The organism is Alkalicoccus luteus (assembly GCF_052061695.1).
Taxonomy (GTDB): Bacteria; Bacillota; Bacilli; order Bacillales; family Salisediminibacteriaceae; genus Alkalicoccus; species Alkalicoccus luteus.
Genome location: NZ_JBPZEY010000010.1, coordinates 110,593 through 136,253 on the forward strand (window position 1 = coordinate 110,593; position 25,661 = coordinate 136,253).

Sequence of the window (25,661 nt, forward strand, 5' to 3'; positions counted from 1 at the left end):
GACTGATTATGTAAGTGCTTACATTATAAGCGGATAAGGTTGCTGAATGCAACTTGTTTTTTCAGAAAATACTCATAAATGCGACTGGAAAATGAGTGCGGCAGTGCTGCCAGGAATATTAATATGGATTTACGGGTAATAGACAAACAGAAATTCATTATGAAAAGAGGAATTCAGCATGACACAGAAATCAAAATCGATGGAGGCGGAGCTGGGCAGCTACTTTTCCTCTTTGCTTCGCGAACACTTTGGCAGAGGACCAACTTCTGTTTATGTCACCATTGAGCCGCCATTTTTTACTGTTCATATACGAGGATTTCAGCCTCCGATGGAGAAGATTTTGCTGAAACGGAGAGAATATCAGCGAATTCTGGATACACGGGAAATGATGCTGTCCGAGCTTCGCATCGATATTTGCGAAATGCTTGAGCAGACTGCCGGTGTGGAGATGAAAGAAATGTACACCGACTGGAACCTGCGCCGGGAAACCGGCCTTATTTTCGGAGAGCTAAGAGGGATACGGGCTGAAGATCAGGAGTGGAAATCCCCTGTTGAAGTGAATGACCGGGCGCTGCTTCGAGAATTAGTCCGTGCGAGCGAGATGGCAGAGAAAGAGCCGGGAGAAACGCAAATTTACTGGCTGAATGAACGGACCGTCCTCTGCCGGCGCAAAAAAATTCTTGTTGAAGTCGAAAAGGAGCTGATCCGTCACGGCATGCTCCGTGAACTAAAGCAGGCGAAGCGGCCGCTGGAACACCGGATGCTTCAGGAGGTAGACTTGGAAAGTGCTGTGGGAAAGCCGGTGCTTGATCATTTCGTTTCCTGGGATTTCTATACCGATAAGGGGTACATCGTGCTGGTTATGGATGCCCAGTGAACAAGCAAAAAGCCGTTCCTGAATAGAGGAACGGCTTACGTTATGGGTTTACTTATTTTCCAACAAGGGTAAAGGCTTCACAGTGCGAACACTTATGATAAGCCATGTCGCGAACGAGACGGTCGATTTGTTCGCTGCTGTTTGTAAACTCCCGCTGATCTGCGGGTGTTTCGTTAAATCCACATTTGTCACCTGCGCATAGTACACGGTGAACTCGTTTTTGTTTGTGATCGATGAAAAATGTCACGCTAATACCACCTTTCTAGTCGAAAGCGGACAGAAAAAAAGCCGAAAAGACGTACCTCTGGCGGGTTCGTCTCTTCGGCTTTGCGAAAACAGCACTATTGTCTGTCACAGATTGCCAAAATATGATCGCTCCGGCTGTTACACGGAACGGTTGTCTAATAAGGGAGTACAGCAGGTTCTAACGGAAACACTATTGTTTTCCGAGTAATGCCCATGATACGCACCTTTCTGGTATATGTCAAACAGATCTTTGTATAAGCATACAAAGTCCCGCCATGGCAGGGTACAGACTCGTTCAAATGATAATCATATGATGAAGGAGAGAAGACGATGACGACGATGAGAGCAGTTGGACTTTATGAATACCTTCCGGCTGAGGATGAGAACAGCCTGCAAAATGTAACGGTGGAACGGCCAACGCCGAAGCCGCACGATATTGTGGTACAAGTAAAAGCTGTTTCGCTTAATCCGGTTGATACGAAAATCCGGGCGCCAAAAGACGGTAAAGAAGAGGAGCCGAAAATTCTCGGCTGGGACGCGGCCGGAGTCGTTGTTGAAACCGGAGCGGAGGTAACGCTTTTCCAGGAAGGCGATGAGGTGTATTACGCCGGCTCTGTCGGCAGACAGGGAGCCAACAGCGAATACCACGCAGTCGATGAACGCATCGCGGCCAAAAAGCCCTCATCGCTCGATTTTGCAGAAGCAGCTGCGATGCCGCTGACCGCGATCACCGCCTGGGAAGGCATGTTTGACCGGCTTGGCATCGCTCAGGCAGCTGAGAAAAATGAAGGGAAATCGATTCTGATTATCGGTGCTGCCGGCGGTGTCGGGTCGATTGCGCTGCAGCTGGCAGCACAGGCAGGGCTGCACGTCATCGGGACAGCCTCGAGGAAGGAAACAACGGACTGGGCCCGTGAGATGGGAGCGGACACGATCATCAACCACCACGACGATTTCAGGCCGCAGCTGGAGCAGGAAGGCATTCATGAAGTCGACTATATTTTCTGCCTGAACGCAACCGACACACACTGGGATAAAATGGCGGATGTCGTTAAGCCGCAGGGCATGATCTGCTCCATTGTCGAAACCGGGGAAAAGCTCGACCTCGGATTATTAAAACAGAAAAGCGCAGGTTTCATCTGGGAATTCATGTTTACACGCGCGCTGTTTGAGACAGAGGATATGATCGAACAGCACCGGCTGCTGGAAGAAGTCTCATCCAGGCTGGATGCCGGAACGCTGAAAACAACGATTACCGAGCGCCGCCGCGGGCTGGATGCGTCCGTGTTCAGGGAAGCTCATCAAAAACTGGAATCCGGCACCATGATCGGCAAGCTTGTTATCGAGTTTTAAACTTTATTATTTAGGGGCGTCTCCATTAAGGAGCTACGCCCCTTCCACATTTAATCTGGTTTAACGCTGTTTCGAACTCTTAATTACAGTGAACAAGTAAAAAAAGATTGGAAAGTCAGAAAAGACTGGCGATACATTGTTTTAACCTAATTTGTTGAGTGGTACGATGAGAAAAGCAAGAATTTAGAGGGAGGCAATCGATGTTAACACACTTGGAGCAACTGGAAGCTGAAGCAATTTATATCATGCGCGAGGTTGCAGCGGAATGTGAGAATCCGGTTATGCTTTATTCGATCGGAAAAGACAGTTCTGTCATGCTTCACCTGGCTATGAAAGCTTTTTACCCTGAAAAACCACCTTTTCCTTTTTTACATATTGATACAACCTGGAAATTCAGTGAGATGACAAAATTTCGTGACAGACGAGCTGACGAACTGGGTATAGAGCTGCTTGTTCACTCAAATGAGGAAGGGGTTGCTGAAGGAATAAACCCATTTGATCATGGTGCCGTTTATACAGATGTCATGAAGACAGAAGCGCTAAAGCAAGCATTGGACTACTATGGCTTTGATGCTGCCTTTGGTGGAGCGAGACGCGATGAAGAAAAATCGAGAGCGAAAGAGCGAATCTTTTCTTTTCGTAACGAATCGCATACATGGGATCCAAAAAATCAGCGGCCTGAAATGTGGAAGCGCTATAACTCACATATGAAACAAGGTGAAAGTGTGCGGGTGTTCCCACTCTCAAATTGGACCGAGGCAGATGTTTGGCAGTACATCAAACAAGAAGATATTGACATAGTGCCGTTATATTTTGCGGCGGAACGACCAGTAGTAGAACGGGATGGGTCGATCATCATGGTGGACGATGACAGAATGCCTGTAAGTCATCACGAAGTACAGTATAGAAAAGTCCGGTTTCGAACATTGGGATGCTACCCGCTGACTGGGGGCGTTTATTCAGAGGCAGCTACTCTTGATGAAGTTATTCAAGAAACACTTGGAGCAGTCTCTTCGGAACGAACAAGCCGTGTAATTGATCATGAAGCATCAGGAAGTATGGAACGGCGAAAACGGGAGGGTTATTTTTAAATGAAGCCACTGCTTCGATTTATGACATGCGGAAGTGTAGACGATGGAAAATCAACTCTGATCGGCCATATGCTGTATGCTGCTAAATTGATATACGCAGATCAGGAAAAAGCATTGGAGCTCGACAGTAAAGTAGGGAGCCGGGGCGGTAAAATAGACTATTCACTGCTTTTGGATGGCTTAACCGCAGAAAGGGAACAGGGTATTACCATCGACGTTGCTTATCGATATTTCACGAGCGATCATCGTTCATTTATAGCCGCAGATACTCCGGGTCATGAAGAATATACACGTAATATGGCAGTCGGGGCGTCCCATTCCGACTTGGCAGTTTTGCTTGTTGACGCATCCAAAGGGGTTCAAAGCCAAACAAAGCGTCATTTACGCATTTGCAGCTTAATGGGCATCAAACATATTGCGGCAGCTGTAAACAAAATGGATTTACTCGCTTATGATAAAGAGCAATGGTGCGTTATTGAATCAGAATTAAATCATATGGCAAAGGAGTTTGAATTAAAGACATTTCAAGTGATTCCGGTATCAGCAGCAGAAGGAGATAACATTCTGGATTGGTCGAAAAACATGCCGTGGTACTCAGGGCCCGCATTGCTTCCTTACTTAGAACAAGTAGAAATAGATACAGAGGAATTTGAACAGCCGTTTTATATGCCTGTTCAAAGAGTAAGCAGACCAAATCAGCATTATCGTGGCTATCAAGGTCAAATAGAAGGAGGCATGCTGCGTGTTGGGGATACCATTTACAGTCTTCCGAGTCGTGAAAAAGCGATAGTGAAATCATTAAAATCTGCTGGCCGAGAAACAACGGAACTCAAGAATGGAATGGCTGCAAGCATTGAATTAGACAGAAACGTCGACGTATCCCGGGGGTGTGTCCTGACAACAGATAAATTACTGCCTGTGACCTCCAAATTGAAGGTGGATATTATCTGGATGGATGAAAAGCCACTTATTCCCGGCCGAAACTATATGATGAAAATAGGTACTCAGCAAGCACCTGCTTCTGTCGTAAAGATCTATCATCAAACGGATATAAACAGCGGCGAGCTTCAACCGGCTGTTGAGGGCAGAAAAAATGAGGTCATTACGTGTGATATTGCGCTCAGTTCATCCGTTGCAGCGGATCGTTTCTCTCTTCGTAAAGAGGTTGGAAGCTTTATTTTAATTGATCGTTTATCTGGTATGACCGCCGGCGCTGGAGTGGTTCAGGAGCCAAAAACTAGTTCGGCTGATATCACCTGGCACGAGACTTCCGTCACACATGAACATCGTGCAGCATTAAAGGGGCAAAATCCGGCAGTCATTTGGCTGACGGGTTTGTCTGGATCTGGTAAATCGAGTGTTGCCAACAGATTGGAAGAGATGCTTCATGCGGCAGGCCGGCATTCCATGCTGCTTGATGGAGACAATGTCCGGCACGGTCTGAATCGTGACCTTCATTTTACAGAGGCTGACCGAGCAGAAAATATCCGACGAATTGCTGAAACAGCTAAATTGATGTGTGATGCAGGGCTGATTACCATTGTTTCATTTATTTCTCCTTTCCGTGAAGATCGTGAACAGGCGAGAGCCATTATTGGGGAAAGTCGTTTTAGGGAAGTTTATATCAGCACGCCTCTTCATATTTGTGAACAACGGGACCCAAAAGGTCTGTATGTGAAAGCGAGACAAGGCGAGATTGAAGCCTTCACTGGAGTGACGAGCCCGTATGAAGCACCCGAATCGCCAGATTTAACGATTGATACATCATCAATGACGATACAGGACGCAGCAGAGTTGATTTACACAGATATAGATCAAATACAGCGAAGCGAGGGGAAAGCGAATGATAAATAAATGGCGATATTTCACTGACACTTATGTAAACAGCAGTAATTTAGTTTTAGTTCATCAGATGGGAAAAGTGGGGTCCACCTCCCTGACGGTCTCGTTGAAGGAGCAGGGCATGCTGCCTATCCATATTCACAGCTTTTACACCCCTCTCTCGACAGAGATGTATCAGGCTTATAAATCCATCTCCTACTATCGCAGTCCTTCTTACCGCTTTCGCTACTACTGGCGCCACAAACTCGTTCACCAGTTGTTGCAAAAAAGGAAAAAACTTAAAATCATCTCATTGGTACGTGAGCCCGTTTCGCGGAATATATCGATGTATTTTCACGCCTTTCAAGTTCCTTTAATGGACTTAAATAAGGAAAAAGATAACCGGAAAGAATCAAACACAAACATGCAGGCACTTCAAAACGACTTTTTAAACAGGTTCAATCATACGTACGGTATATCGTGGTTTCATAAAGAGTTTTATAAGGCTTGGGGAATCGATGTATATGAATATCCATTTGATCAAGAAAAGGGCTATGGAATAATCGAAACGGAGCAGGCTGATGTCTTAATGATTCAAATGGAGAAACTGAATTCATTAGAAAATGAAATCGCAGCATTTTTAGAGATAGAATCATTTACGCTTAAAAACGAAAATATGGGTTCGAAAAAGTGGTATCATGCAGTGTATAAAGAATTTAAAGAAACACTGTCGCTTGACAGCCGGTACGTAGAGGCTCTTTATGATTCTGAATTCATGCATCATTTTTACAGCCGTGCTGACCGAATGAGACTTAAAGAGCGGTATACAGGTGAAGCGGAGTATGAAAAAACCGTTAACGGCTGAAAGATAAAGATGTGAAAGGTCGTTTGTTATGAAAAAGGCTGTCATTCTACTCATGCTTCTTACTATTTTTTCGAAAGTAATTGGATTTCTGCGTGATGTGACACTTGCTTACTTTTACGGAGCTTCAGGAGTCAGTGATGCCTATCTAATTGCTTTGACAGTGCCGGTAGTGTTGTTCGGTGTGGTAGCTAAGGGGATTTCTACAGGCTATATCCCTATGTACAGTCGAATTGAACAACGTTTGGGGCAACAAGGTGCCATTATTTTTACCAATAATTTAATTAATGTGCTGCTGCTGTTTTGTGCTGTACTTATACTATCAGGGATAGTTTTTGCGGAACAAATTGTTATTGTATTTGCTTCCGGATTTGAAGGGGCAACGCTTGAGCTGGCTGTTGAGCTGACAAGAATCACCTTGTTTGGTATTTTGTTTACCGTATTTATCCGTATTTTAAGTGCATACTTAAATTACCAGAAATTATTTGCTGTTCCTAATTTGCTGGGAATTCCAATGAGTCTGACCGTAATCGCCTCCATCATGCTGAGTGCGGCACGGGAGGAGCCGGTGTTGCTCGCATATGGGTTTACCGCAGGGTTGGCTTTACAATGGGTGATATTGCTAATTTTTTCCAAGTTCAAGAAATTTATTTGGCGTCCGGTCTTAAACGTGAAGGATCAGGATCTAAAGAACATGCTGCTCCTTGCAGGGCCGGTAATAATAGGCTCTTCGGTGCATCAAATAAATAAGCTCGTAGACCGGACTCTCGCTTCTCAAGTAGCAGTCGGAGGAGTATCTGCACTAAACTATGCTCATACGCTGACAAATTTCGTACACGGCGTATTTGTTATCTCTATTACAACAGTCATGTTTCCATCTGTTTCCAAGATGGCCTCCAAAGGAAGCATGAATCAGTTTCGCTATACGCTCCATCAATCGATGACTGGGGTCATGATGCTTACTGTCCCAGCCGCAGCTGGCGTCCTTGTTCTCTCAGAGCCTATAGTAAGACTGCTCTTTGGTCGAGGGGCATTTGACAGCACAGCCGTTATGATGACTTCCGGGGCCTTCTTCTTCTATGCGTTTGGAATGGTCGGTACAGGACTAAGAGTGGTCCTCTCACAAGGATTCTACGCCCTTCAGGATACTAGGACACCAATGATTAACGCGGCTGTCTCAATGGGATTAAATATCGTGTTAAATTTTATGCTCGCTCCTCTTATGGGGATTAGCGGCTTAGCGCTCGCTTCCAGTATCTCAGCTCTATTTTGTGCATGCCTTCTGTTTATACAAATTAGAAGTCGAACAGGTCCGCTCCCTTACAAGTTGTTCATCGCATCCTTATCTAAAATTATAAGTGCTTCTGCAGTAATGGCTGCGGCCGCATTTATGCTGTACACATATGTCTTATCTGGATTATCATTGATGGCAGCACTGCTTATCACGGTTGGAGCAGGGGCAGTCCTCTATTTTTCTATCCTGCTTATGTTAAAAGAAGACGTCTTGCTGCGGGGAATCCTGCAGTTGAAACAAAAAATCAAGCGTTAACCCGTAAATATGCTTAGAAAAAAAGCGGGCTTCCCATTCGTAAAGGGGAGCACCGCTCTTTTTTTCGTAAGTCTCATTCCATTTGTATGGTCGAAAAGTTCATCAAAGATTCAGGTAGAGGTTTCTTCATCTTTAAGAAAAAATTGATCCCGAAAACGTATCATTCTCGTGTTCCACTGAGGAGAAACAACAGGACGTTCATGCAGCACCTCGTATTGAAGTACAAGCTCCGGAAAATTAACACCTGCACCCAAGCTCATAACTTGGCTTCCACAAAAGCGAGGGTTAACATCCGTTAACTTAAATTCGCCATCTTTCTCAATGAATTGTAAATTCATGAATCCGGTAGTAATCAACGATTTCGCCGTGATGGAAGCGGCTTCAATTAGTTTCGGATGAAAAACGACTTTGCCATCCAAAACAATTCCGCTTGAAACCCCAGTACGCTCTCTGCTTACGGCTGCGATTACCTCATGATGAAATAAATAAATATCAACACTAAACTCGATTCCCGGCAGATACTCCATCACGAGTTCCCCGCCGTTATGATCGATTCGTGTAAAATCCTCCATGGCAACAAATTGCTTATTCCCGTTAGAGATTTCCTCCAGATACCGCTTTTTTGAAGTTAGCAGTGCAAATCCTACTGCACCGTGACTGGCTGCAGCTTTAGAGACAACAACTTCATCATTTGAGAACTGATCAGTTAAAATAGTGTTTAGTTCATTTGATGAAGAAAAAGGTGCATATCGAGGAACATAAACAGCAGCTTCCGATTTTTCCAGTAGTTGATAAACAGCAGTTTTATTAATTAGCGAATGGATCACATCACTTGTCGGAGTAGCAACGATACAACTAAGCTGATGACGCAGTTCAGCATAAATTGTTATTTCCTCATGCAGACATGGAAAAAGAAGAGCGGCATTATATTCCTCGACCAGTTCAATTATGCGTGTTTCATAGGAGGACCGGTCATATACAGATGGGATTTGTTGAAAAGTATCGCAAAATGGCAGGCCGCTGTTCACTTCTCGGCGATCCAAGCCAATAATGCGTACGTCTTGTCTTTTACGCAAGCCCTGCATCACCCCTTGCGCAGTTGGGCCTCCTATACCTGTTACTATTATGTTTATCATGTTGTTAGAACACTCCTGCTATTAAATATGTAGAAACTCGTTTCGTAATCTGTATTATACGTAAAAGTAATGAAAATTACCAAAGAATTTTGATAAATAAAACGTGTAAAAGTCTATTTAAGGTAACGAGATCCAAAATAAAATTTGTGGTTAAGCATCTGCTTTCTTCGGCTTGAAATAGAGTACTAAAGAAGGTTCTGGTAAAGGACAGCAAAAATAAGATACATTCTGCCAGCTTGAGGTTTATATATTTAAAGCAAATTAATAAATTGGTGAATTCATTTTTTGAAGGCTTCTAGTAATACCAGTGGAGTAAACGCTGGTTCAACATATTCACGGATAAGCAGATGCTTCTTCGTTACCTGCTTAGTAGTAATAAAAGAATTATCGTTTAAGCTGTGTAAATAGTCTCGTTAGCTTACGCTGAAAATCAGATGAGCGATGACAGCAGGGAGAGTACATAGGATTAAAAAGGAGCGCCCAACAATTAGTTGGGCGCTCCTATGTTTAAGACAGCGTTTCGTCGTCGTCCTGCTTCAAAAACGCTTCAGGGAGACGCAGGCGGTTATCCTTTAAAATAAGCTCAAATACGCCTTCAGGATCTTCTTCCTTGTCCTTCAGCTCTTTCATTTCCAAATGCAGCTTTTCCATTTTACGATCAAGTGCAGCGGCAGAATCGGCGGCCTCTTTTAGCTCAGCCCGAAGTCTCGCCGGAACATCACGGTCGTATTTGTAGAAGATTTTATGCTCCAGGCTCGCCCAGAAATCCATGGCGATCGTGCGGATCTGAATTTCCACACAAACATGCTCTACCCGGTCGGACATGAAGACAGGGATGCGTACGAGCAGATGCAGGCTCTGGTAACCGCTTTTTTTCGGCTCTTTGATGTAGTCCCGTACTTCAAGCACGTCGAGATCCTTCTGCTGCTGAAGCATGCGGCTGATTTCGTAGATATCCGACTGAAATGAACAGATGACACGTACGCCGGCAATGTCCTGAATGTTTTCACGCATGGAGCTTAAGTTAATCGGCAGGTGTTTCCGGTGCAGCTTCTCGACGATGCTCTCCGGACTTTTCAGGCGGGAATTCACGTGTTCAATGGGATTATAGTCGTTCATGTAGTGAAATTCCTGCTGCAGAATTTCGATTTTCGTAACAATCTCATCCAAGGCAAATTGATACGTCATCATAAAACGCGTCAGTTCTTCTTTCATTCGCTTCAGCTGGTGCAAATTCAGTGATGGTACTTCGGCCATAATCTGACCCCTCCTTTGCGTTCTGCCTCTATTATATAGCATGAAGCAAGCTGTGAATGTGGAACTTTTGTGAAATAAATCACAAAGGCAGCTTGCAGGAATGTCACAGAATCTCACAGGAGCAGGGAGGTCTTTCCTCTGAACATCTTGGGAAGAGGGTCACAGTGGCAGGGAATAACAGCCCTGCCTCGAACTCTTAGGGAGCCGAAAGGCAAATACGGGCGGGTCGATCCGCCTCCAGAGAGGGAAGGTTGAGAAGATGCGTATCTTATTGCTTTTGCTTGCTGCTATGCTGCTCATGCCATTTCAGACGGTTTCTGCCGGAGAATTCAAGGGAGGCGGTGGTGACTTGACACCGGGGACCATTACATACGGCGACCCGCCGGCCCAGGTGGATCCGGCGAAGCCTGTGCTCGTATTTGTGCAGGGACTGACGAACGATTCCACGACCTGGTATGACGGAAATTCGATGTACGATACTGCCAGAGAGGCCGGCTATGAGACCGTATTTGTGGAGCTCCATGATTCTGGCGGAGAGCCGAAAAGCTATTGGGATAACGGTGCGATGCTGGCAGGTCAGCTTGATGACATTTCCGCGCATTTTAACGGGAAAGAGATCGTAGTGGTCGGCTACAGCAAGGGCGGTGTCGATACCCAAGTAGCACTGATTCATGAAGGAAGGCATTCGCTCGTCTCGGACGTGATCACGATCGGATCGCCGCACGATGGATCGGAGCTCGCTGATTTAGCGAACAGCACCTCGCTCGGCTGGCTCGCTGATTTAATTGGGCAGAACAGTGAAGGCACGCAAAGTCTGCAGACGGGTGTCATGAATCATTTCCGCTCCATCACCGATTCCAGGCCGGAAGTGCAGCAAAACCGCTACTTTACACTCGCAGGTGACCGAACCGGTCCTATTTTCAGCAGCTATTGGTTTGGCAGCGGCTTTATTTCCGGACCGAGTGACGGCGTTGTATCCGTTGAAAGTGCGACATTGCCTTACGGAACGATGCTTAGTGTAGGAAACTGGAATCACGGGGAAGTGCATCAGGGAGAAAATGCGTTTCCGTTCATGCAAAGCGTCCTGACAGGTCAGGCAGGAGCCGCTTCTCTGATGGAAGCGGCAGCGGAGGATTCCCTGTCTACACTTGTAAAAGGAGGACAGCAGGACGGGGAAGCGACGGAAACGATGGTCATTGAACAGGAAGCAGACAGTGTCTCCTTCAGCTGGATGAGCATGGAGCCGCTTGCCGAGCTGGAGCTCGTTAAGCCGGATGGCTCTGTTGACGTCGTGCAGGTGGAAGCAGAGGAAGACGAAACACCGTTCTTTAAAGGCGCCTATCATCATCTCGTTGACCTGGAGAACCCGGCGGCAGGGGAATGGACGGTTCGGGCAGACGATAACGGTTCACAAGCCTACGGTCTCGTCGCCCAGTTTGAATCGGAGCTGAACGACCAGCTGCACGTGCGCGCGGAAGACAATAACCGCTCGTTCCGGGCAGAGTCTGATTTTCCAGCTGTAAACCGGGCTGGTCGCGAAGCACTGGAAGTAAACGCAGACATCCGCTTTACGCCGGGTGAGCCGGGTGCGGGCCGTGCATTTGGTCAGGCTGTCAGTGAATACCGCCAGCAGGCAAGAGGGCAGGCCCCTGACCGGATTGCTGTCGGCAGCCGGGGGGCAGGAGTGTACAACGCAGTCGTCCGTGTCAGCGGACATGCTCCGTCCGGCACAGCATTTGAACGATCAGCTGTCCGATCGGTCTTTACCGATGAGGATGGACAGTCCTATTAACGAAAAAACCAGCACCGCGGGAGAACATTCCCGGGTGCTGGTTGTCGTTTGCATTCTTTACCGTTCGGCTCCTTTACTTGGCGTGCTCTGGCTGCGGCTGTTCGAAGGCTGCCAGGCCTGCCTTGTTCAGGAAGTTCCACGGCTGATTAAAGTGCGGCTGGAAAAAGAAGTCGACGAAGGCAAGCTCGTCTACTGTCATTCTCGTCTGCACACAGACGCTCAGCGTGTTGATCGACTGCGTCACATCTGCTTTGGAAATGACCTGCGCCCCAAGCAGACGACGGGAGTTCGGATCAAAGGTTACCTTCAGCTGCACGTCTTCAGATGTCGGCATAAATTCAGGACGGTGTTTTTCGTTAATCGTTACGCTTTTGACCTCAAGGCCCATCGCTTCCGCTGACGTTTCTGTCAGGCCGGTTGAAGCCATGTTCATCCCGAAAATGTGCAGGCCGGACGTACCCTGCGTACCGACGTGGCGCATCTGCGGCTGCATGATGTTGCGGGCGACGAGCGTTCCCATGCGCACCGCGTTCGTCGCAAGCGGAATATAAGCGTGGCCTGCTGTTGGATTGTACGGTACGGCACAACAGTCGCCAGCTGCAAAAATCGCAGGATCGCTCGTCTGCATATAATCATTCACGCGGATAGCGCCGTTATCGAGCATGTCGACTTTTCCTTTCAGTAAGCCGGTGTTCGGACGGAAGCCGACGCACATGATTACCATATCCGTTTCGACTGCACCGCCATCCGTTATAACACGCTGCACGTGCCCGTCGCCTTCAAAGCGGACAACAGATTCCCCAAGACGAAGTTCGATCTCTTTGCTGCGGAAATCATGTTCGACTATATCGGTAAATTCCTTATCTAAATATTTATTCAGGATGCGGTCAACGCCATCGATCAACGTGACCTTTTTTCCTGCCTGCTGAAAGGCCTCCACAAGCTCTACGCCAATGTAGCCTGCGCCAACAACCGTTACGTGTTCGGCTTTTTCTCCGCGCTCAATGATCGTATTCGCCTGGTTAAAGTTCTTTGCAAGTAAAATATTCTCCAAGTCAATACCGTCGATCGGCGGAGTCACTGGCCATGAACCGGTTGTCATGACAAGACGATCGTAGCTGTCCGTACGGGCCTGGCCCGTTTTCATATCGGTGACCTCCAGCTGGCGGCTCTCGGTATCGATAGTGGTGACATCGTGCTCCATGTGCACGTGCACGCCCATTGCCTTCATTTCCTCAGGAGACGAATAGAAGAGACCTTGAGGATCTTTCACTACCCCTCCAACGTACAGTGCCAGACCGCAGGACAGAAAAGAAACGTTGTCATTTCGCTCATAAACGTGAATCTCTGCTTGCGGGTACAGCTCTGCCATATTCCGAACCGCGGCCGTCCCTGCATGTGTGCTTCCAATAACAGCAATTTTCATGCTGACATACCTCCTGTTTTATCTTGCTCAATTACTCACAAAAAATCGTATACAGCTATCCTATCAGCTTCATTATCGGTCATCCAGCAACTTGCTCAAACATTCACAAGAAGAAGCAAAAAACGCAAGGTCTAACTTGTGAATAAGATCACAAATTAACCGTACGCTTAGTATATAACCTTTGTATTCAGGATGCAACACAAATGCTCATTCATTCACAAACTTTTCACAGATGGATAGAGCGAAGCACTTCGTACATATCTCGCTCACTAAATATGACAGGTACAGGATAGAGCGGATTTGCCTCGCGAAGCGCTGCACGGGAAATTGCCGGATAGTCCGCTGTCTGCAGACTTTCTGTTCCAGCAGGAAGGTCCAGGCTTTGTCGGAGCTCGTTCAAAAGCTCAATGAAAGCAGCACCGTCTGTCTGGGAAAGTCCGGCAGCTGCAGCCAGCTTCTCAAGGCGCGGATAAATGCGGCTGCCATACTGGCGTAACACCGGGACGAGCAGCATAGCATTTGCCTCACCGTGAGGAATTCTGTATTGAGCTCCAAGCTGATGAGCAAGCGCATGGACATTTCCAATAAACGCTTTTGTAAAGGCCAGGCCGGCCAGATGAGCGGCATGGAGCACGAGTCTTCTGCTCTCCAGATTATCTCCGTTCTGATAGACAATTGGCAGGTGTTTCACTATCAGGCGGACAGCCTCTGCCGCATGCCGGTCAGTTTCATTCGTTCTGCTGCGGCTGATAAACGCCTCGACAGCATGCGTCAGCGCATCCATACCAACAGCAGCGGTTAGCCGCTTCGGCAATTGGACCGTCAGGGCTGCATCAAGAACCGCTGCATCGGGAATCAGGCACGTATCAATCAGGGCATACTTTTCATGCGTGTCAGCGTCGGTAATTACAGCGGCGGCGGTCGCTTCAGAGCCGGTACCGGCAGTTGTTGGAACGGCGGCAAAAAACAAACCGCGCCGGCGAATTTTCAGGACGCCCCTCATCTCAGACAGCGAACGATCCGGTCTGGCAATCAGTGCCCGGGCTGCTTTCGCACAATCGATGACGGAACCTCCTCCGACAGCCGCAATCGCATCCGCATCAAACCGCTTTACCGCTTCCGCAAGACTCGCAGCCTGAGTAGAAGTCGGATCGGGGGTTACGTCTTTCCATACGTCCACGGTCATCCCTTTTTGTTCAAATAAGTCCAGCAGGGGGCCAAGAAGGCCTGCTTGTTCAACACCGGCATCGGTGACCACAAGAATGCGCTGCAGATTTCGGTGCTGCAGCAGGGCAGGCAGATGCTTGAGTGTGCCAGGACCTTCCAAAAGCTCCGGTGTCCGCCATGGGAGGAAAGGGGTAGCGATGTAAAAAGCCGATTGATACAGACGGGATAATACCTGCATGCGAAACGCCTCCTGTCGGTTTTTAACCATTATAGCAGGTTATGGTATAGAGTTACCGTTTTTTATAGGAGGATAATGGGAATAAGAATGACCAGGAGGTGGGCCATAAGATGAATGGATTGCTGGATCAACAGATGATTGCAGGCGGAAGAGAGCTTCCGTCCTGGTTTAATAAAGAATATGATACGTTTCGCTCGATTGTTACACGAAAGGATTTTCCCTGCTACTTTGGACAAAAGGGGGAGAAGAAAGCAGAGCTGCGCTACGGATGCGTCCCTCATAACGACTGGAGCGCCCTTCCGCAAATCGTGCACGAATTTTTACAACTGTTCCAGGAGACAAAGCCCGCAAGACATGGACTGTTTGTGTTCGTAGAACCGGAGCAGGAAGAGAAAAGCATTGAGTATTACCGCGCTTACTTTTGGGAGCTGCTTCAATACTTACACGAGCAGGATCCGCTTCCCTGGCCGAACGATAAGCCGGCTGACCCGGAGCATTTTTTATGGGATTTTCACTTTGAGCAGGAGCCGATCTTTGTCTTTGGGAATGCACCGGCCTATAAGCAGCGTAAAACGAGGGATCTTGGCAACAGCCTCATTCTTGGGTTTCAGCCGAGGCGAATTTTTGACGGACTGGAGGGCACCCAGCCTGGGGGCATGATGTCCCGTGAGAAGGTCCGTCAGCGGGTCGAGGAGTGGGACCAGCTGCCGACTCATCCGGATATCAGCCACTACGGCGATCCGGAGCATCAGGAATGGAAGCAATTCTTTATCGGAGATGACGCGGAACCGATAAAGGGACAGTGTCCGTTTCACGTGAAAAAGTAGCATGTTGAAAATGGCCTGCCGAGCAGGGCCTGCAGACGACAGGCCGGCACTCTCTGTTGTAAAATGAAACGACAGAGGAGGAGGCCGTATGACGACCGTTTCATTTCGAGATATTACCCGCCGGGAGGCGGAAGCATATGTAGAAGCTGCGCTTCCGGACATGGCTCCGGTCAGGCTGGAGCATACAGGCACCGGCTTCGATACGATCGTTTATGCAGCTGGGGGCCGGTACGTGTTCCGATTTCCGAGACATGAAAAAGGCTGGCGTTCTTTATGCAATGAGAAGTATGTGCTGAACATGCTGGCCGAACGGCAGTTTCACAGCGTGTATGATGTGCCGGTGCCGTTTGCAGATACAGCGGAAGGACACCAGTATCCATTTACCGGTTTCTCCTATGTGCCGGGCAGAGAGCTTGCCATGGAGCAGAACACAGACCTGCTTGGCAGTGAAGCAGACCGGCTTGCCTGCTTTCTCGTGCGTCTGCACCAGCTCCCGGTTTCCGGAAGCGGCCTGCCAGGAGATGAGCTGAAGCGGCTTTCTGCTAAAAAGCGCAAGCCGATGCTCGAAGAGAGCATGCACGGTCTGGCGCCGATCTGCTCCGGCCGGACGATCGAGATGGTCCAGCGCTATTTACAGCAGGTGCCGGATTGGGAAAATCCGGCTGAAACAACGCTTGTACACGGCGATCTTCATCCCAAAAACCTGATCGCCCACAGTGGAAGACTAAAGGGCATCATCGATTGGGGCGACGCGCACGTCGGGCACCCGGCATCCGATCTTGCACTCGTCTATCAGGCGCTCCCGGATGAAGCGAAGAAGCGCTTTTATGAATGGTACGGAGCCATTGATGACGATACGGAGCAGCTCGCGATCTTTAAAGCCGTGTTTGTCAGCGCAGCTGTCGGGAAAGCAGCCTATGAGCAGCAGGACCAGCGGGTAGCTGAATGGTGCCGCACCGGATTGGAACGGGCGCTGCACTACTGGTTTGACCATTAAAAAAAGAGCCTGCCGCATCCACGCGGCAGGCTCTCAGGCTGTTTAAAAAATCTTTCAGCTTACATGTTTTTTGTTTGATTGTCTTTCCCCTCTGCTTACCTAGCCTGCGGTGGGCCGGCCTTCAGCTATTTCTCAGGGTGACCCCTGTATGAAGGGAGAATGGCGCGGCTTCACTCGGACTCAGGCTTCTCACGAAAAGCCTTCAAGAGCCGGTCCGGCTCCGCACGCGCTTGTCATGCCGTTCAAGTTCGAACGGCGATAAGGCTTCACTCGGACAAAGGCTTCTCTCGAGAAGCCTTTAAAAACCAGGCCGGCTCCGCTCGTGCGTGGATGCCGTTCGCAGATCTGAACGGCACGAAATCTTCAGACTGCTTGTTGCGCCTCCGCCGGACACACGGCTCTGATTGTTGGAGAACAATGTCACGACAGGCAAACGCGACTGCTTTTTTACCTTTTATACGGAATTGTAGGAAGTACGGACACCCCTGTTCAACATCGAAACGTCTCATCGGGAAAGTTCTACCTGTATGGAAGCAGCTCGTGCAGGCCTAACCACACATATGAACCGTACTGCCAGCTGCCGACATCGGAGGACCTCGGCTCAGAACGAGGCAAAGATCCAGCGCTTCTGACGAAGGGAAGAAGCGCTTAGCTGAGCCCGTTCCCTCCGGAAAGCGAGTGTCCGCAGATACGGGCAAATGCAACGTTATTCACCTAATAGGGCTTTATTGACACTCTGAGCGTTTCCCGGATCCGGGAAACGCTTTTGATGCTGGCAGAATGCTAATACGTAGTAAACCGGAGCGATTTTTGCAGTACATAAAGACCGTACAGGTACGGGGTGACAGCCCCTTCATATTCCTCATAGGCTACCGTAAAGGTTTCGTCTTCATTGTTCCAAATCCGTTCAAAGTAAGCGTCCACGTCTTCGGCAAGCTGACTGTCGGCAGGTGCAGTCAAACTGATGTTGTTCTCCAGATTGTAGTTATTTAAATTACGCTCCGTGAAGTTCGTGGAGCCGGCAAGAATGTTTACCTGCTCTCCGCGGTCGGCGTAGAGCAGCTTGGAATGGTACTGCTCTTCATAGGTATCGTACCAGCGTACGGTGATCAGTCCGTCCTCGCGGTCCACGAGTTCAGAGGCAACCGGAATGTTCGGCAGTCCGATTTTTTCCTGGCCGAACGCATTTTGATTCGGGTCAAGCACTGCCTGAATCTGCACGCCCCGGTCTGCCGCTTCGTGAAGTCCCTCTATTATATAACGGTCTGACAAGTAAAACATGCCGAGCCAGACGGTATCTCCCTGCTCCGCGCGCTCCAAAATCTTCAAAGCAGCCTGGCGGATACTCTGCTCTGTCACGAGCTGCGCCTGAATCGGGCCTTCTTCTCTGATTGTCACCCACTCATCTAATTCCTCCGAAGTCGGAAAAGCATCGAGGTCTCCATCAGAAAACGCAGCGACGGCCCGTTCCTGATCGACTAGTTCCTTTAAGATAGAGCCTGATACCCGGATGCCGATATTGGAGTGAAAGCCGCTGGCGTCATGCGGATTGGCAGAAGTGATGACCGCCTCTTCTTCATTCATCACGAGCTTGCGGTGATTCGCTTTAATATTGGCCAGCTTTAAGTACGAGCGAAGCGTGACGTCCGGAGCGGAAGGACCGAACGCATTTGGCAGCCAAGCGGGTCCCCGCTGGCCGAACCATTGAAAACCAATCCGCCAGAAGCTGGAGTATATTGGATTTGGGTCACGCAGTCTCTCCAAATTCGTGTAGATCACTTCTACACCAGCATCGGCAAGCCTGTCAATGTGAGCCGCCTCATGAGAGAAATACGTCGTATTGATCGGATCCGTGATAAACACGGCCTTGAGGTCAGGCGACTCGGCCATCCGCTGTTCGATCCGATCGCCGAATTCACGGCTCAGCTCGGGAAACGACCGTGATTCATCGGAAAATTCATTTACCATAAACATATCGATAATCAGAAAGTGCTCTGCTTCATCGATCACGCGGAACATTTCCTCCATAATCTCGTGCTCATACACTTCGCCTGCTTCATTCTGATACGTTAAATCTGCCAGAAAGACCGCCTCATCCTCCTGCAGCATATGCACATCACCTGTATAGTCAATCCCCTCCGGCAGCGGTTTCAGCTGGTGCCAGGCGGTCACCCCGATATAAAGCGCTGCGAAAGCTAGTCCAATCCAGAGCCACTTTTTGTGCTTCATCTGCTATTCCCTCCCTGTACTCTTTCATAGTATACCGCTTAACAGCAGGCTGTATTTCATTCATTTGAAAATAAATGAAGCGGCGGGAGAGGAAGAGGTGCGCTGACCAAAAGAATGCTTCATCCGTTTTAGCCGCAACTGGACGGTGCAATTCATCCGTGATTAAAAAAGTTTATAGAATCTTTACAAGGGCGTAGGACCTAGATGGGATAAGGGATAGACCCGTTTTTACGTTCGGCGTCTCCCATCTTTTTTGATAATTTCCCGTTTAGCTTTCTGATAAACAGGTATATGAATCAATGAAAATAATATGAAAGCGTGCCATGAGCGCTTTCACGGCGGCGGGACAGAAACCGGGCCGAAAAAACAGGAGGAGATGGATATAAATTTCCATTTGTAAGCAAATTTAACAGTCGACCTGTAGCAATCTGGTGCATTAGCGACAAATCGAGAGGTATAAGCAAGATCAATGGTCTGAAGATAACTAAGCTATATCGATCCTGATTAATCACTATCCATGCCGTTTAAGTCCGTTTGCGAATAAAGTCAAAGCGTCCTATGATTAATAGTGTTGAAAAAACGGAAGCTTCTTTGCTTGAAGACATCCTGATCTATGACTTCTCGCAAAATAAATAAAAAAAAGGTGGTTTTTAAGTAATGAGCAGCACTACTGTTACTCCTGTACTTGAGGCCCTTTCACTGGAACAGCCGTCCAAAGAAGATGGCCAGGGGATGTACAATCTGGCAAAGAAGACGTCGTTAGATCTGAACTCTGCCTATAAGTATATTATGATGGCGGAATATTTTTCCGAGACCTGCGTCGTTGCGCGTGAAAACGACGAAGTAGTCGGATTTATCACCGGTTTCATCCAGCCGGAGCATCCGGATACAGTATTTGTATGGCAGGTTGGAGTGGACAGCTCCCAGCGCGGAAAAGGCGTAGCCTACAAAATGCTGGATGAGCTTCTCAGCCGTGACGCAGCGAAAGATGTCAAGTATCTGGAAGCAACGATTACAAAAGACAATGTCGCTTCCCAGTCTCTCTTTAAGAAGCTGGCGAAGACAGAAGATACGTCATTTGAAGTACGCGAAACGTTCCCTGCGGACGTGTTCCCGGAAGAAGACGGGAAAGCAGAATACACGTACCGTATCGGACCTTTCTGGAAGAAATAAACTCACAGGCAAGATCGGAAGACAACCGTCCGCTTAGACAAGGTGACTACAATTATATTGGGAGGACCTTTATCCATGAATGAAAAGCTACAGTTGATCGAAGAGCTTGAATCCAGTGTACGAAGCTATGTACGAAGCTTTCCAACCGTATTTACGAAAGCCCGCGGCTACAAAATGTGGGATGAAGCAGGCAAGGAGTATATCGACTTTTTCTCTGGTGCAGGCGCACTGAACTACGGCCACAACGAACCTGCTATGAAGAAAAAGCTCGTTGACTATATCCTCGACGATGGCATCACGCATTCACTTGATAAAGCAACAGACGCAAAGGTAGCGTTTATGGAGAAGTTCCGTGACGTCATTATGAAACCACGTGACATGGACTACCGCATTATGTTCCCGGGACCAACAGGAACGAACACGGTCGAGAGTGCGCTGAAAATTGCGCGTAAAATGACCGGCCGCACGGACATCGTAAGCTTCACGAACGGTTTCCACGGCATGACGATCGGTTCCCTGTCTGTAACAGGAAACTCCATGAAGCGTAAAGGTGCCGGCATTCCGCTGAGCCATACGGTTCAAATGCCGTATGATAACTTTGTTGAAGGCGAAGACACGCTTGACTACTTCGAGCGGTTCCTGGAAGACAACGGAAGCGGCGTAGCCGTTCCGGCAGCGGTTATTTTTGAAACCGTACAGGGTGAAGGCGGTATTAACGCCGCAAGCTTTGAATGGATGCAGCGCCTGGAGCGCATCTGCCGCGAGTGGGACATTGTCCTGATTGTGGACGATGTTCAGGCTGGCGTCGGACGTACGGGTACGTTCTTCTCCTTTGAGCCTGCCGGCATTAAGCCGGACGTGATCTGCCTGTCCAAGTCGATCGGCGGCTACGGCCTGCCGCTGGCAATCACGCTCATTAAGCCGGAGTTGGACGACTGGAAGCCGGGCGAGCATAACGGTACGTTCCGCGGTAACAACATGGCGTTTGTCACTGCGACAGAATCACTCACGTACTGGGAAGACCCGGAGTTTGAAAAGAGCGTCCAGGCACGCGCAGAAACCGTTACGAAGTTCCTTGATAACATGATTGATAAATATCCGGAGATGAAGGCTCACCGTAAAGGACGAGGTCTCATGCAGGGTATTTCTTCTGATATTGAAGGCTTTAGTGAAAAGGTTGCAGAGCACGCCTTTGAACGACAGCTGATCATGGAAACAGCAGGGGGACACGACCAGGTGTTCAAGCTGTTCCCGCCGATTAACATTGATGAGGAAGGCCTGCAGGCAGGACTGGATATTATTGAAGCAAGCATCAAGGACGCTCTCAAATCCATGAACGTAAAGACGAAAACGGCAGCGAAGTAACGACTTAATAAAACAGAATCAGAGCGGCCGGGACTCCGCTTTCGGCCGCTCTTTTCTGCTGTCCGGATAACGGACAGTCTGTATAGTAGAAGAATACCGGAAAACATCGAGGAGGATTTCAGACATGAAGGTAGTTCGACTGGAAGACATCATTGGTTCCGATCAGCACGTAAAAGGTGAAAACTGGGAAAGCCGCCGCTTGCTCCTGAAAAAGGACAACATGGGCTATTCCGTACACGATACTGTCATAAAAGCAGGTACTGAAACGCACATCTGGTACCAGAACCACCTGGAAGCAGTTTACTGCATTGAGGGTGAGGGTGAAGTAGAAACGGTTGCAGACGGCAAAGTATGGCCGATCAAAGCCAACGAAATCTACGCGCTTGATAAGAACGACGAGCACTATCTGCGAGCATACGAAGGCTCGGATATGCGCATGGTCTGCGTGTTCAACCCGCCGATCACCGGTCAGGAAACGCACAACGAAGAAGGCGCGTACGAGCTCGTCGAAGACGAATAAATATGCTTAAAGCGCAACGGATGAAATTCCGTTGCGCTTTTTTGACCCTCTGCAGGCTTTTTCATCTATCACGTTCACGGCTGATAAAAATCCCGGACCGTCTCTTACTAGTTCGGGATTTAATTGTTTCACGTGAAACAGCGTCAGACTTTCTCTACTATATAAGCACGTTTTTCACGGAAATACTTTTCTCCGTTGTCGGAGGAATGCTCGAAAAAGCCATTATAAGAACCGGCAACTTTGTATTCGCGCTCCGGATCGGTAAACAGCTGCTCTTCGTTTGAAGAGAGAACGACGACATCCGTAGTGGACACGAAGCTGTCAAGCTCCTTTGCCGTGTAATTTTGACCGATTTCAAGCTGGTTTAAACGATGTTGTGTCATACAGTCAGCTCCTTTAACAGGGATAGTGTACGACTCTGTTTCCCACTGAAAGCTGGGACTAAACTCGGTTTTCCTGATTTAGAAACAGGGCCATCAGGATCAGGTCGTCATAGGCACCCTGATAGTAGACATGGCGGCGCAGCCTGCCCTCCTCTTCAAATTGAAACTGTTTGTAGAGAGACCGGGCGGCTGTGTTTTCTGCGAGTACTTCGAGCGTGATTTTTTCGAGGCCTGGTGCTTCTGCTGCCCAGCTCAGCAGTGCCTCCATCAGCTTTCGACCGATGCCCGCTCCTCGTGAGGCAGGGGCAAGCGACATGCCGAAACTGCCGTGGTGGACGTATTTGACTTGCGAACTTCGCTGAAAGATCAGCGAACCGACAGGCTGTCCATCGCTCTCTGCTGTTAAAAACAATGAACGGGGGTCTTTTCCGACAGTGAGAATCTTTTCTTCCATCGAAGCAGCAGTGTGTGTCACTTCCTCCGGACTCGCAAGACCAAAGCCTTCGTCTGTTACGTCCGAGGCTATAGCGGCAAGTGCAGCAGCATCTTCCGGCAGCGCCTGCCTGATTATTATCGTCACGATCGAATCACGTCCTTTTTTTGTGCTGCTTCTATTGTGCAGGGGTTCAAGCGGAATTGGAAGGTTTTCTGCTTCACTGATGGTTTTTTTCTGCAGATAAGGTAAACTGGTGAAGGAATGGACTTTTTATCAGCGGGAGGATGGTTGGCATGTTATGGCACACACCTGAAGCACTTGAAGAACTTCTTTGTGAAGTAGTCGGCTGGGAGAGCCGGACGTTTTCACAAGGAGAAAAAGATTTTCCAGTTAAATTACAAGAGAAGCTGAAGCTGCTTCCTTATTTTAAAGAACACCGGGATTACGTTCACTTGCATGATGCGGATAAAGGCCGGCGTTCCCTGACAGCTGTATACCGGCATCCAGATGCAGGCGTTACAAAGACGATCGTCATGATCAGCCACTTTGATACGGTTCAGACAGAGGAATACGGCCATTTGGAACCGTTTGCATTTGATCCGAAGGCGCTGACCATGAAGCTGAAGGAGGAAGCTGAAACGCTCCCTGAAGCAGCCAGAAGCGATTTGGAGTCCGATAACTATCTGTTTGGCCGCGGTACGATGGACATGAAAATGGGAGTTGTGCTGCATCTGCATGTGATGGAGCAGGCTATTGAAGAAGGCTGGCCGCTCAATCTCATACTCGTTTCGGTTCCGGATGAAGAGGTCGATTCTGTCGGCATGCGGACAGTGGTGCCGGAGCTGCTGAAGCTGAAAGAGAGGCACGCGCTGGATTATACGCTTTTCCTGAACAGTGAACCCTCCTTCACGCAGCGGCCGGGTGATGAGACCCACTATATTTATACAGGCACGATGGGCAAAATTATGCCGGCAGTTCTGTTCTACGGAAAGGAAACGCACGTAGGGGAACCGCTCAGCGGCATTACGGCAACCTATATGTCCTCTTACGTATCAAAAGAAATGGAATGGAATCCTGCGTTTCGAGAAGAAGATCTCGGCGAAAGCACGCCGCTTCCGGTTTCGCTGCAGCTGCGGGATTTGAAGCTGGAATATTCGACCCAGACTCCGTACCGGGCCGCTGCCCTCTATAACGTCTTTACGATGAAGCGTGATGCAGGAGCGGTGATGGACACCTTTGAAGAGGTCGTTACCGGCGCGATGGACCAGTGCAGCGCCGACTATCGGCGGTTATGCGAACGTGAGCAGGTAGAAGGCGTCGGAGGCGTTCGTGTCATCCGCTACGAAGAGCTTTACGCCTATGTAAAAAATAAATTTGATGAAGATCTGATTGAGGAGGGGACCCGCACGATTCTGCAGGAAGAGGACTGGGATGACCGGGAGCAGGCGATCCGTCTTGCCGGAGAGTGGATGCTGCTTTGTCCGGAGCTGGCCCCGGCCGCGGTGCTGTTTTTCGCACCGCCGTACTATCCGGCAGTCAACTCTTCAGATGAGAGCCGTATTCAGGAGGCCGTGGAGAGTTTAAAGCAGACGGCAGGCGAAGAAGGCTTCAGCGTCGAGCACGTCCACTACTTCAACGGGATTTGCGACCTCAGCTATGTCAACTATCAAAAGCCTGACTCTGAGCTTGATGCTTACCGCAACAATACACCGGTCTGGGGGACGGGTTACACGATTCCATTTGAAGCGATGCAGCAGCTGAAGGCACCGGTCTTGAACGTCGGCCCGTTCGGAAAAGATCCGCATCAGCGGACAGAGCGGCTGCACCGGCAGAATGCATTTGTGCATACCCCGAAAATGCTGCATAAGCTGATGGAGGTCTGGCAGAAAAACAGCTCGCCCCACTATAGCTGAACAATTTTTTACAATCCTTTCATAATCCTTTACGCTTCTGAAACACGTTGTTAACACAAAGATGTTAAAGTGGAAATTGTAAGAGAGAGCACCAAATTATCTCCCCCTTTTTCATGAAGATCTTCCCCCTTAAAGTATCTTCATAACAAAAACGGCAGGACGTCCGCAGCACCCGGGCGGCCTGCTGTTTTTTTGTTGTCAGGCGAGCTGGAAGCAGCGTAGAACCATTTATCATGCAGCACTTGAAAATGCCGGCTTCGTTCGCTGTTCGAGAAACGTACGAGCTGTGCAGGTTCACAAGGATTAGTCTGGCCTCCCACAGTTCCGTCAATTTCTCATAATCTCCCACAGCCGAATCGCTTGATTTGCCGGTGTTTCTGCCCCGATAATAGGAACATAGGAAACGAATGGGCAGGAGGGGGCAACAAGATGAAGTGGGAGGAAGAATCTCTCGTTCCGACACATATTGAAGTTGTGTGGCACAGATTTCAGGACCGTTCCATCGGCACCCTGCTGCCGCACGTTGTTCACAGTGAACTGATTGAAGGAAGCAGCGATACTATTGGAGCGAAGCATCGGCAGACGTGCTCGGAGGGCGGACGGGAAATAACGTACGTGGTAGAAACAACGGATTACCGCGATGAACCGTCCCAAAAAGTGAAGCAGATTTCGTTTGAAGCGGATGGACATTTCGCCATGACGCTGCGCTTTACGCTGATCAAATTAAACGAAAACGAAACACAGCTGATTTACGAAGGTGAAAAAAAGCCGGTCAGCCTCACAGGCAAGCTTAAGCTGAAGTTCTCTGCAAAACGGACACGAGATCAGCTTGTTCGCCGGTTTGTGCACCACTTGCGTCAGGAAACAGGAGCATAGGAAACAACAAGGGGCTGTCCCATAAGTCGATATTATCGACGGGACAGCCCCTTTTTATGTATAGAAGTAATTTTATAGAAGGAAACAGAAAAAAATCGCCGAACCTGTGTGTGTAAGCGACAAAACC

Annotated in this window: 22 protein-coding genes; 14 read left to right on the forward strand and 8 right to left on the reverse strand. The window is 48.7% G+C overall.

Going from position 1 to position 25,661, the window contains the following annotated elements:
• Positions 1 to 178 precede the first annotated feature (178 nt).
• On the forward strand, positions 179 to 877 hold the full coding sequence (locus ACSZLD_RS13660; protein ID WP_444685510.1) for a Na-translocating system protein MpsC family protein: 699 nt from the start codon (positions 179 to 181) through the stop codon (positions 875 to 877).
• 52 nt (positions 878 to 929) lie between these two features.
• On the opposite strand, the gene ACSZLD_RS13665 is transcribed toward ACSZLD_RS13660, so the two are convergent.
• Positions 930 to 1,124: a hypothetical protein gene (locus ACSZLD_RS13665; protein WP_168007144.1), complete on the reverse strand. Its 195-nt coding sequence runs from the start codon at positions 1,122 to 1,124 to the stop codon at positions 930 to 932.
• Positions 1,125 to 1,462: 338 nt separating this feature from the next.
• Here ACSZLD_RS13665 and ACSZLD_RS13670 point away from each other — a divergent pair, with 338 nt between their 5' ends.
• From ACSZLD_RS13670 to murJ, 5 genes are all read left to right on the forward strand, one after another.
• A complete protein-coding gene (locus tag ACSZLD_RS13670) occupies positions 1,463 to 2,476 on the forward strand; it encodes a zinc-binding alcohol dehydrogenase family protein (protein ID WP_444685526.1) in 1,014 nt (337 codons plus the stop codon).
• A gap of 200 nt (positions 2,477 to 2,676) precedes the next feature.
• Positions 2,677 to 3,567 carry a sulfate adenylyltransferase subunit CysD gene (gene cysD / locus ACSZLD_RS13675; RefSeq protein ID WP_444685511.1) on the forward strand — a complete coding sequence of 297 codons (891 nt, stop codon included), beginning with the start codon at positions 2,677 to 2,679 and terminating at the stop codon, positions 3,565 to 3,567.
• Positions 3,568 to 5,421 (forward strand): adenylyl-sulfate kinase, encoded by a 1,854-nt coding sequence (gene cysC / locus ACSZLD_RS13680; protein WP_444685512.1) that lies wholly within the window; start codon positions 3,568 to 3,570, stop codon positions 5,419 to 5,421.
• The gene (locus ACSZLD_RS13685) at positions 5,411 to 6,253 is read left to right on the forward strand and encodes a putative capsular polysaccharide synthesis family protein (protein WP_444685513.1); all 843 of its coding nucleotides are present in this window, start codon (positions 5,411 to 5,413) and stop codon (positions 6,251 to 6,253) included. The genes cysC and ACSZLD_RS13685 overlap by 11 nt, the downstream gene beginning before the upstream one ends.
• 28 nt (positions 6,254 to 6,281) lie before the next feature.
• Entirely contained in the window at positions 6,282 to 7,799 is a 1,518-nt protein-coding gene (murJ, locus tag ACSZLD_RS13690; RefSeq protein WP_444685514.1) for a murein biosynthesis integral membrane protein MurJ, read from the forward strand.
• A gap of 110 nt (positions 7,800 to 7,909) precedes the next feature.
• On the opposite strand, the gene ACSZLD_RS13695 is transcribed toward murJ, so the two are convergent.
• Positions 7,910 to 8,935, reverse strand: coding sequence for an ATP-grasp domain-containing protein (locus ACSZLD_RS13695; protein WP_444685515.1), 1,026 nt, complete (start codon positions 8,933 to 8,935; stop codon positions 7,910 to 7,912).
• A gap of 507 nt (positions 8,936 to 9,442) precedes the next feature.
• Entirely contained in the window at positions 9,443 to 10,192 is a 750-nt protein-coding gene (locus ACSZLD_RS13700) for a GTP pyrophosphokinase (protein ID WP_444685516.1), read from the reverse strand.
• Between the two features lie 259 nt (positions 10,193 to 10,451).
• Here ACSZLD_RS13700 and ACSZLD_RS13705 point away from each other — a divergent pair, with 259 nt between their 5' ends.
• The gene (locus ACSZLD_RS13705) at positions 10,452 to 11,984 is read left to right on the forward strand and encodes an esterase/lipase family protein (protein ID WP_444685517.1); all 1,533 of its coding nucleotides are present in this window, start codon (positions 10,452 to 10,454) and stop codon (positions 11,982 to 11,984) included.
• 73 nt (positions 11,985 to 12,057) lie between these two features.
• Here ACSZLD_RS13705 and ACSZLD_RS13710 read toward each other — a convergent pair whose 3' ends face one another.
• Positions 12,058 to 13,410: an FAD-dependent oxidoreductase gene (locus ACSZLD_RS13710; RefSeq protein ID WP_377908992.1), complete on the reverse strand. Its 1,353-nt coding sequence runs from the start codon at positions 13,408 to 13,410 to the stop codon at positions 12,058 to 12,060.
• A gap of 226 nt (positions 13,411 to 13,636) precedes the next feature.
• Positions 13,637 to 14,815: an iron-containing alcohol dehydrogenase gene (locus ACSZLD_RS13715; RefSeq protein ID WP_444685518.1), complete on the reverse strand. Its 1,179-nt coding sequence runs from the start codon at positions 14,813 to 14,815 to the stop codon at positions 13,637 to 13,639.
• 110 nt (positions 14,816 to 14,925) lie between these two features.
• Between ACSZLD_RS13715 and ACSZLD_RS13720 the strand changes: the two genes are divergently transcribed.
• A complete protein-coding gene (locus ACSZLD_RS13720; protein WP_444685519.1) occupies positions 14,926 to 15,642 on the forward strand; it encodes a YqcI/YcgG family protein in 717 nt (238 codons plus the stop codon).
• Between the two features lie 88 nt (positions 15,643 to 15,730).
• On the forward strand, positions 15,731 to 16,639 hold the full coding sequence (locus ACSZLD_RS13725; protein WP_377908995.1) for a phosphotransferase: 909 nt from the start codon (positions 15,731 to 15,733) through the stop codon (positions 16,637 to 16,639).
• A gap of 783 nt (positions 16,640 to 17,422) precedes the next feature.
• Here the strand turns inward: ACSZLD_RS13725 and ACSZLD_RS13730 are convergent.
• Complete coding sequence (locus tag ACSZLD_RS13730; protein ID WP_444685520.1) at positions 17,423 to 18,868, reverse strand: phospholipase D-like domain-containing protein; 1,446 nt, start codon at positions 18,866 to 18,868, stop codon at positions 17,423 to 17,425.
• Positions 18,869 to 19,525: 657 nt separating this feature from the next.
• Here ACSZLD_RS13730 and ectA point away from each other — a divergent pair.
• From ectA to ACSZLD_RS13745, 3 genes are all read left to right on the forward strand, one after another.
• A complete protein-coding gene (gene ectA, locus ACSZLD_RS13735) occupies positions 19,526 to 20,041 on the forward strand; it encodes a diaminobutyrate acetyltransferase (protein ID WP_444685521.1) in 516 nt (171 codons plus the stop codon).
• Between the two features lie 75 nt (positions 20,042 to 20,116).
• Positions 20,117 to 21,406 (forward strand): diaminobutyrate--2-oxoglutarate transaminase, encoded by a 1,290-nt coding sequence (gene ectB / locus ACSZLD_RS13740; RefSeq protein ID WP_377908998.1) that lies wholly within the window; start codon positions 20,117 to 20,119, stop codon positions 21,404 to 21,406.
• Positions 21,407 to 21,530: 124 nt separating this feature from the next.
• On the forward strand, positions 21,531 to 21,926 hold the full coding sequence (locus ACSZLD_RS13745) for an ectoine synthase (protein ID WP_377908999.1): 396 nt from the start codon (positions 21,531 to 21,533) through the stop codon (positions 21,924 to 21,926).
• Between the two features lie 143 nt (positions 21,927 to 22,069).
• Here ACSZLD_RS13745 and ACSZLD_RS13750 read toward each other — a convergent pair whose 3' ends face one another.
• Together ACSZLD_RS13750 and ACSZLD_RS13755 are read right to left on the reverse strand one after the other, a co-directional pair.
• Positions 22,070 to 22,309 carry a hypothetical protein gene (locus ACSZLD_RS13750; RefSeq protein WP_377909000.1) on the reverse strand — a complete coding sequence of 80 codons (240 nt, stop codon included), beginning with the start codon at positions 22,307 to 22,309 and terminating at the stop codon, positions 22,070 to 22,072.
• Between the two features lie 58 nt (positions 22,310 to 22,367).
• Positions 22,368 to 22,889, reverse strand: a complete 522-nt coding sequence (locus ACSZLD_RS13755; protein ID WP_444685522.1) for a GNAT family N-acetyltransferase — start codon at positions 22,887 to 22,889, stop codon at positions 22,368 to 22,370.
• 149 nt (positions 22,890 to 23,038) lie between these two features.
• Between ACSZLD_RS13755 and ACSZLD_RS13760 the strand changes: the two genes are divergently transcribed.
• Together ACSZLD_RS13760 and ACSZLD_RS13765 are read left to right on the forward strand one after the other, a co-directional pair.
• Positions 23,039 to 24,658 carry a M20/M25/M40 family metallo-hydrolase gene (locus ACSZLD_RS13760; RefSeq protein WP_444685523.1) on the forward strand — a complete coding sequence of 540 codons (1,620 nt, stop codon included), beginning with the start codon at positions 23,039 to 23,041 and terminating at the stop codon, positions 24,656 to 24,658.
• A gap of 429 nt (positions 24,659 to 25,087) precedes the next feature.
• Positions 25,088 to 25,534 (forward strand): SRPBCC family protein, encoded by a 447-nt coding sequence (locus tag ACSZLD_RS13765; RefSeq protein WP_377909003.1) that lies wholly within the window; start codon positions 25,088 to 25,090, stop codon positions 25,532 to 25,534.
• The last annotated feature ends 127 nt before the right edge of the window (positions 25,535 to 25,661 follow it).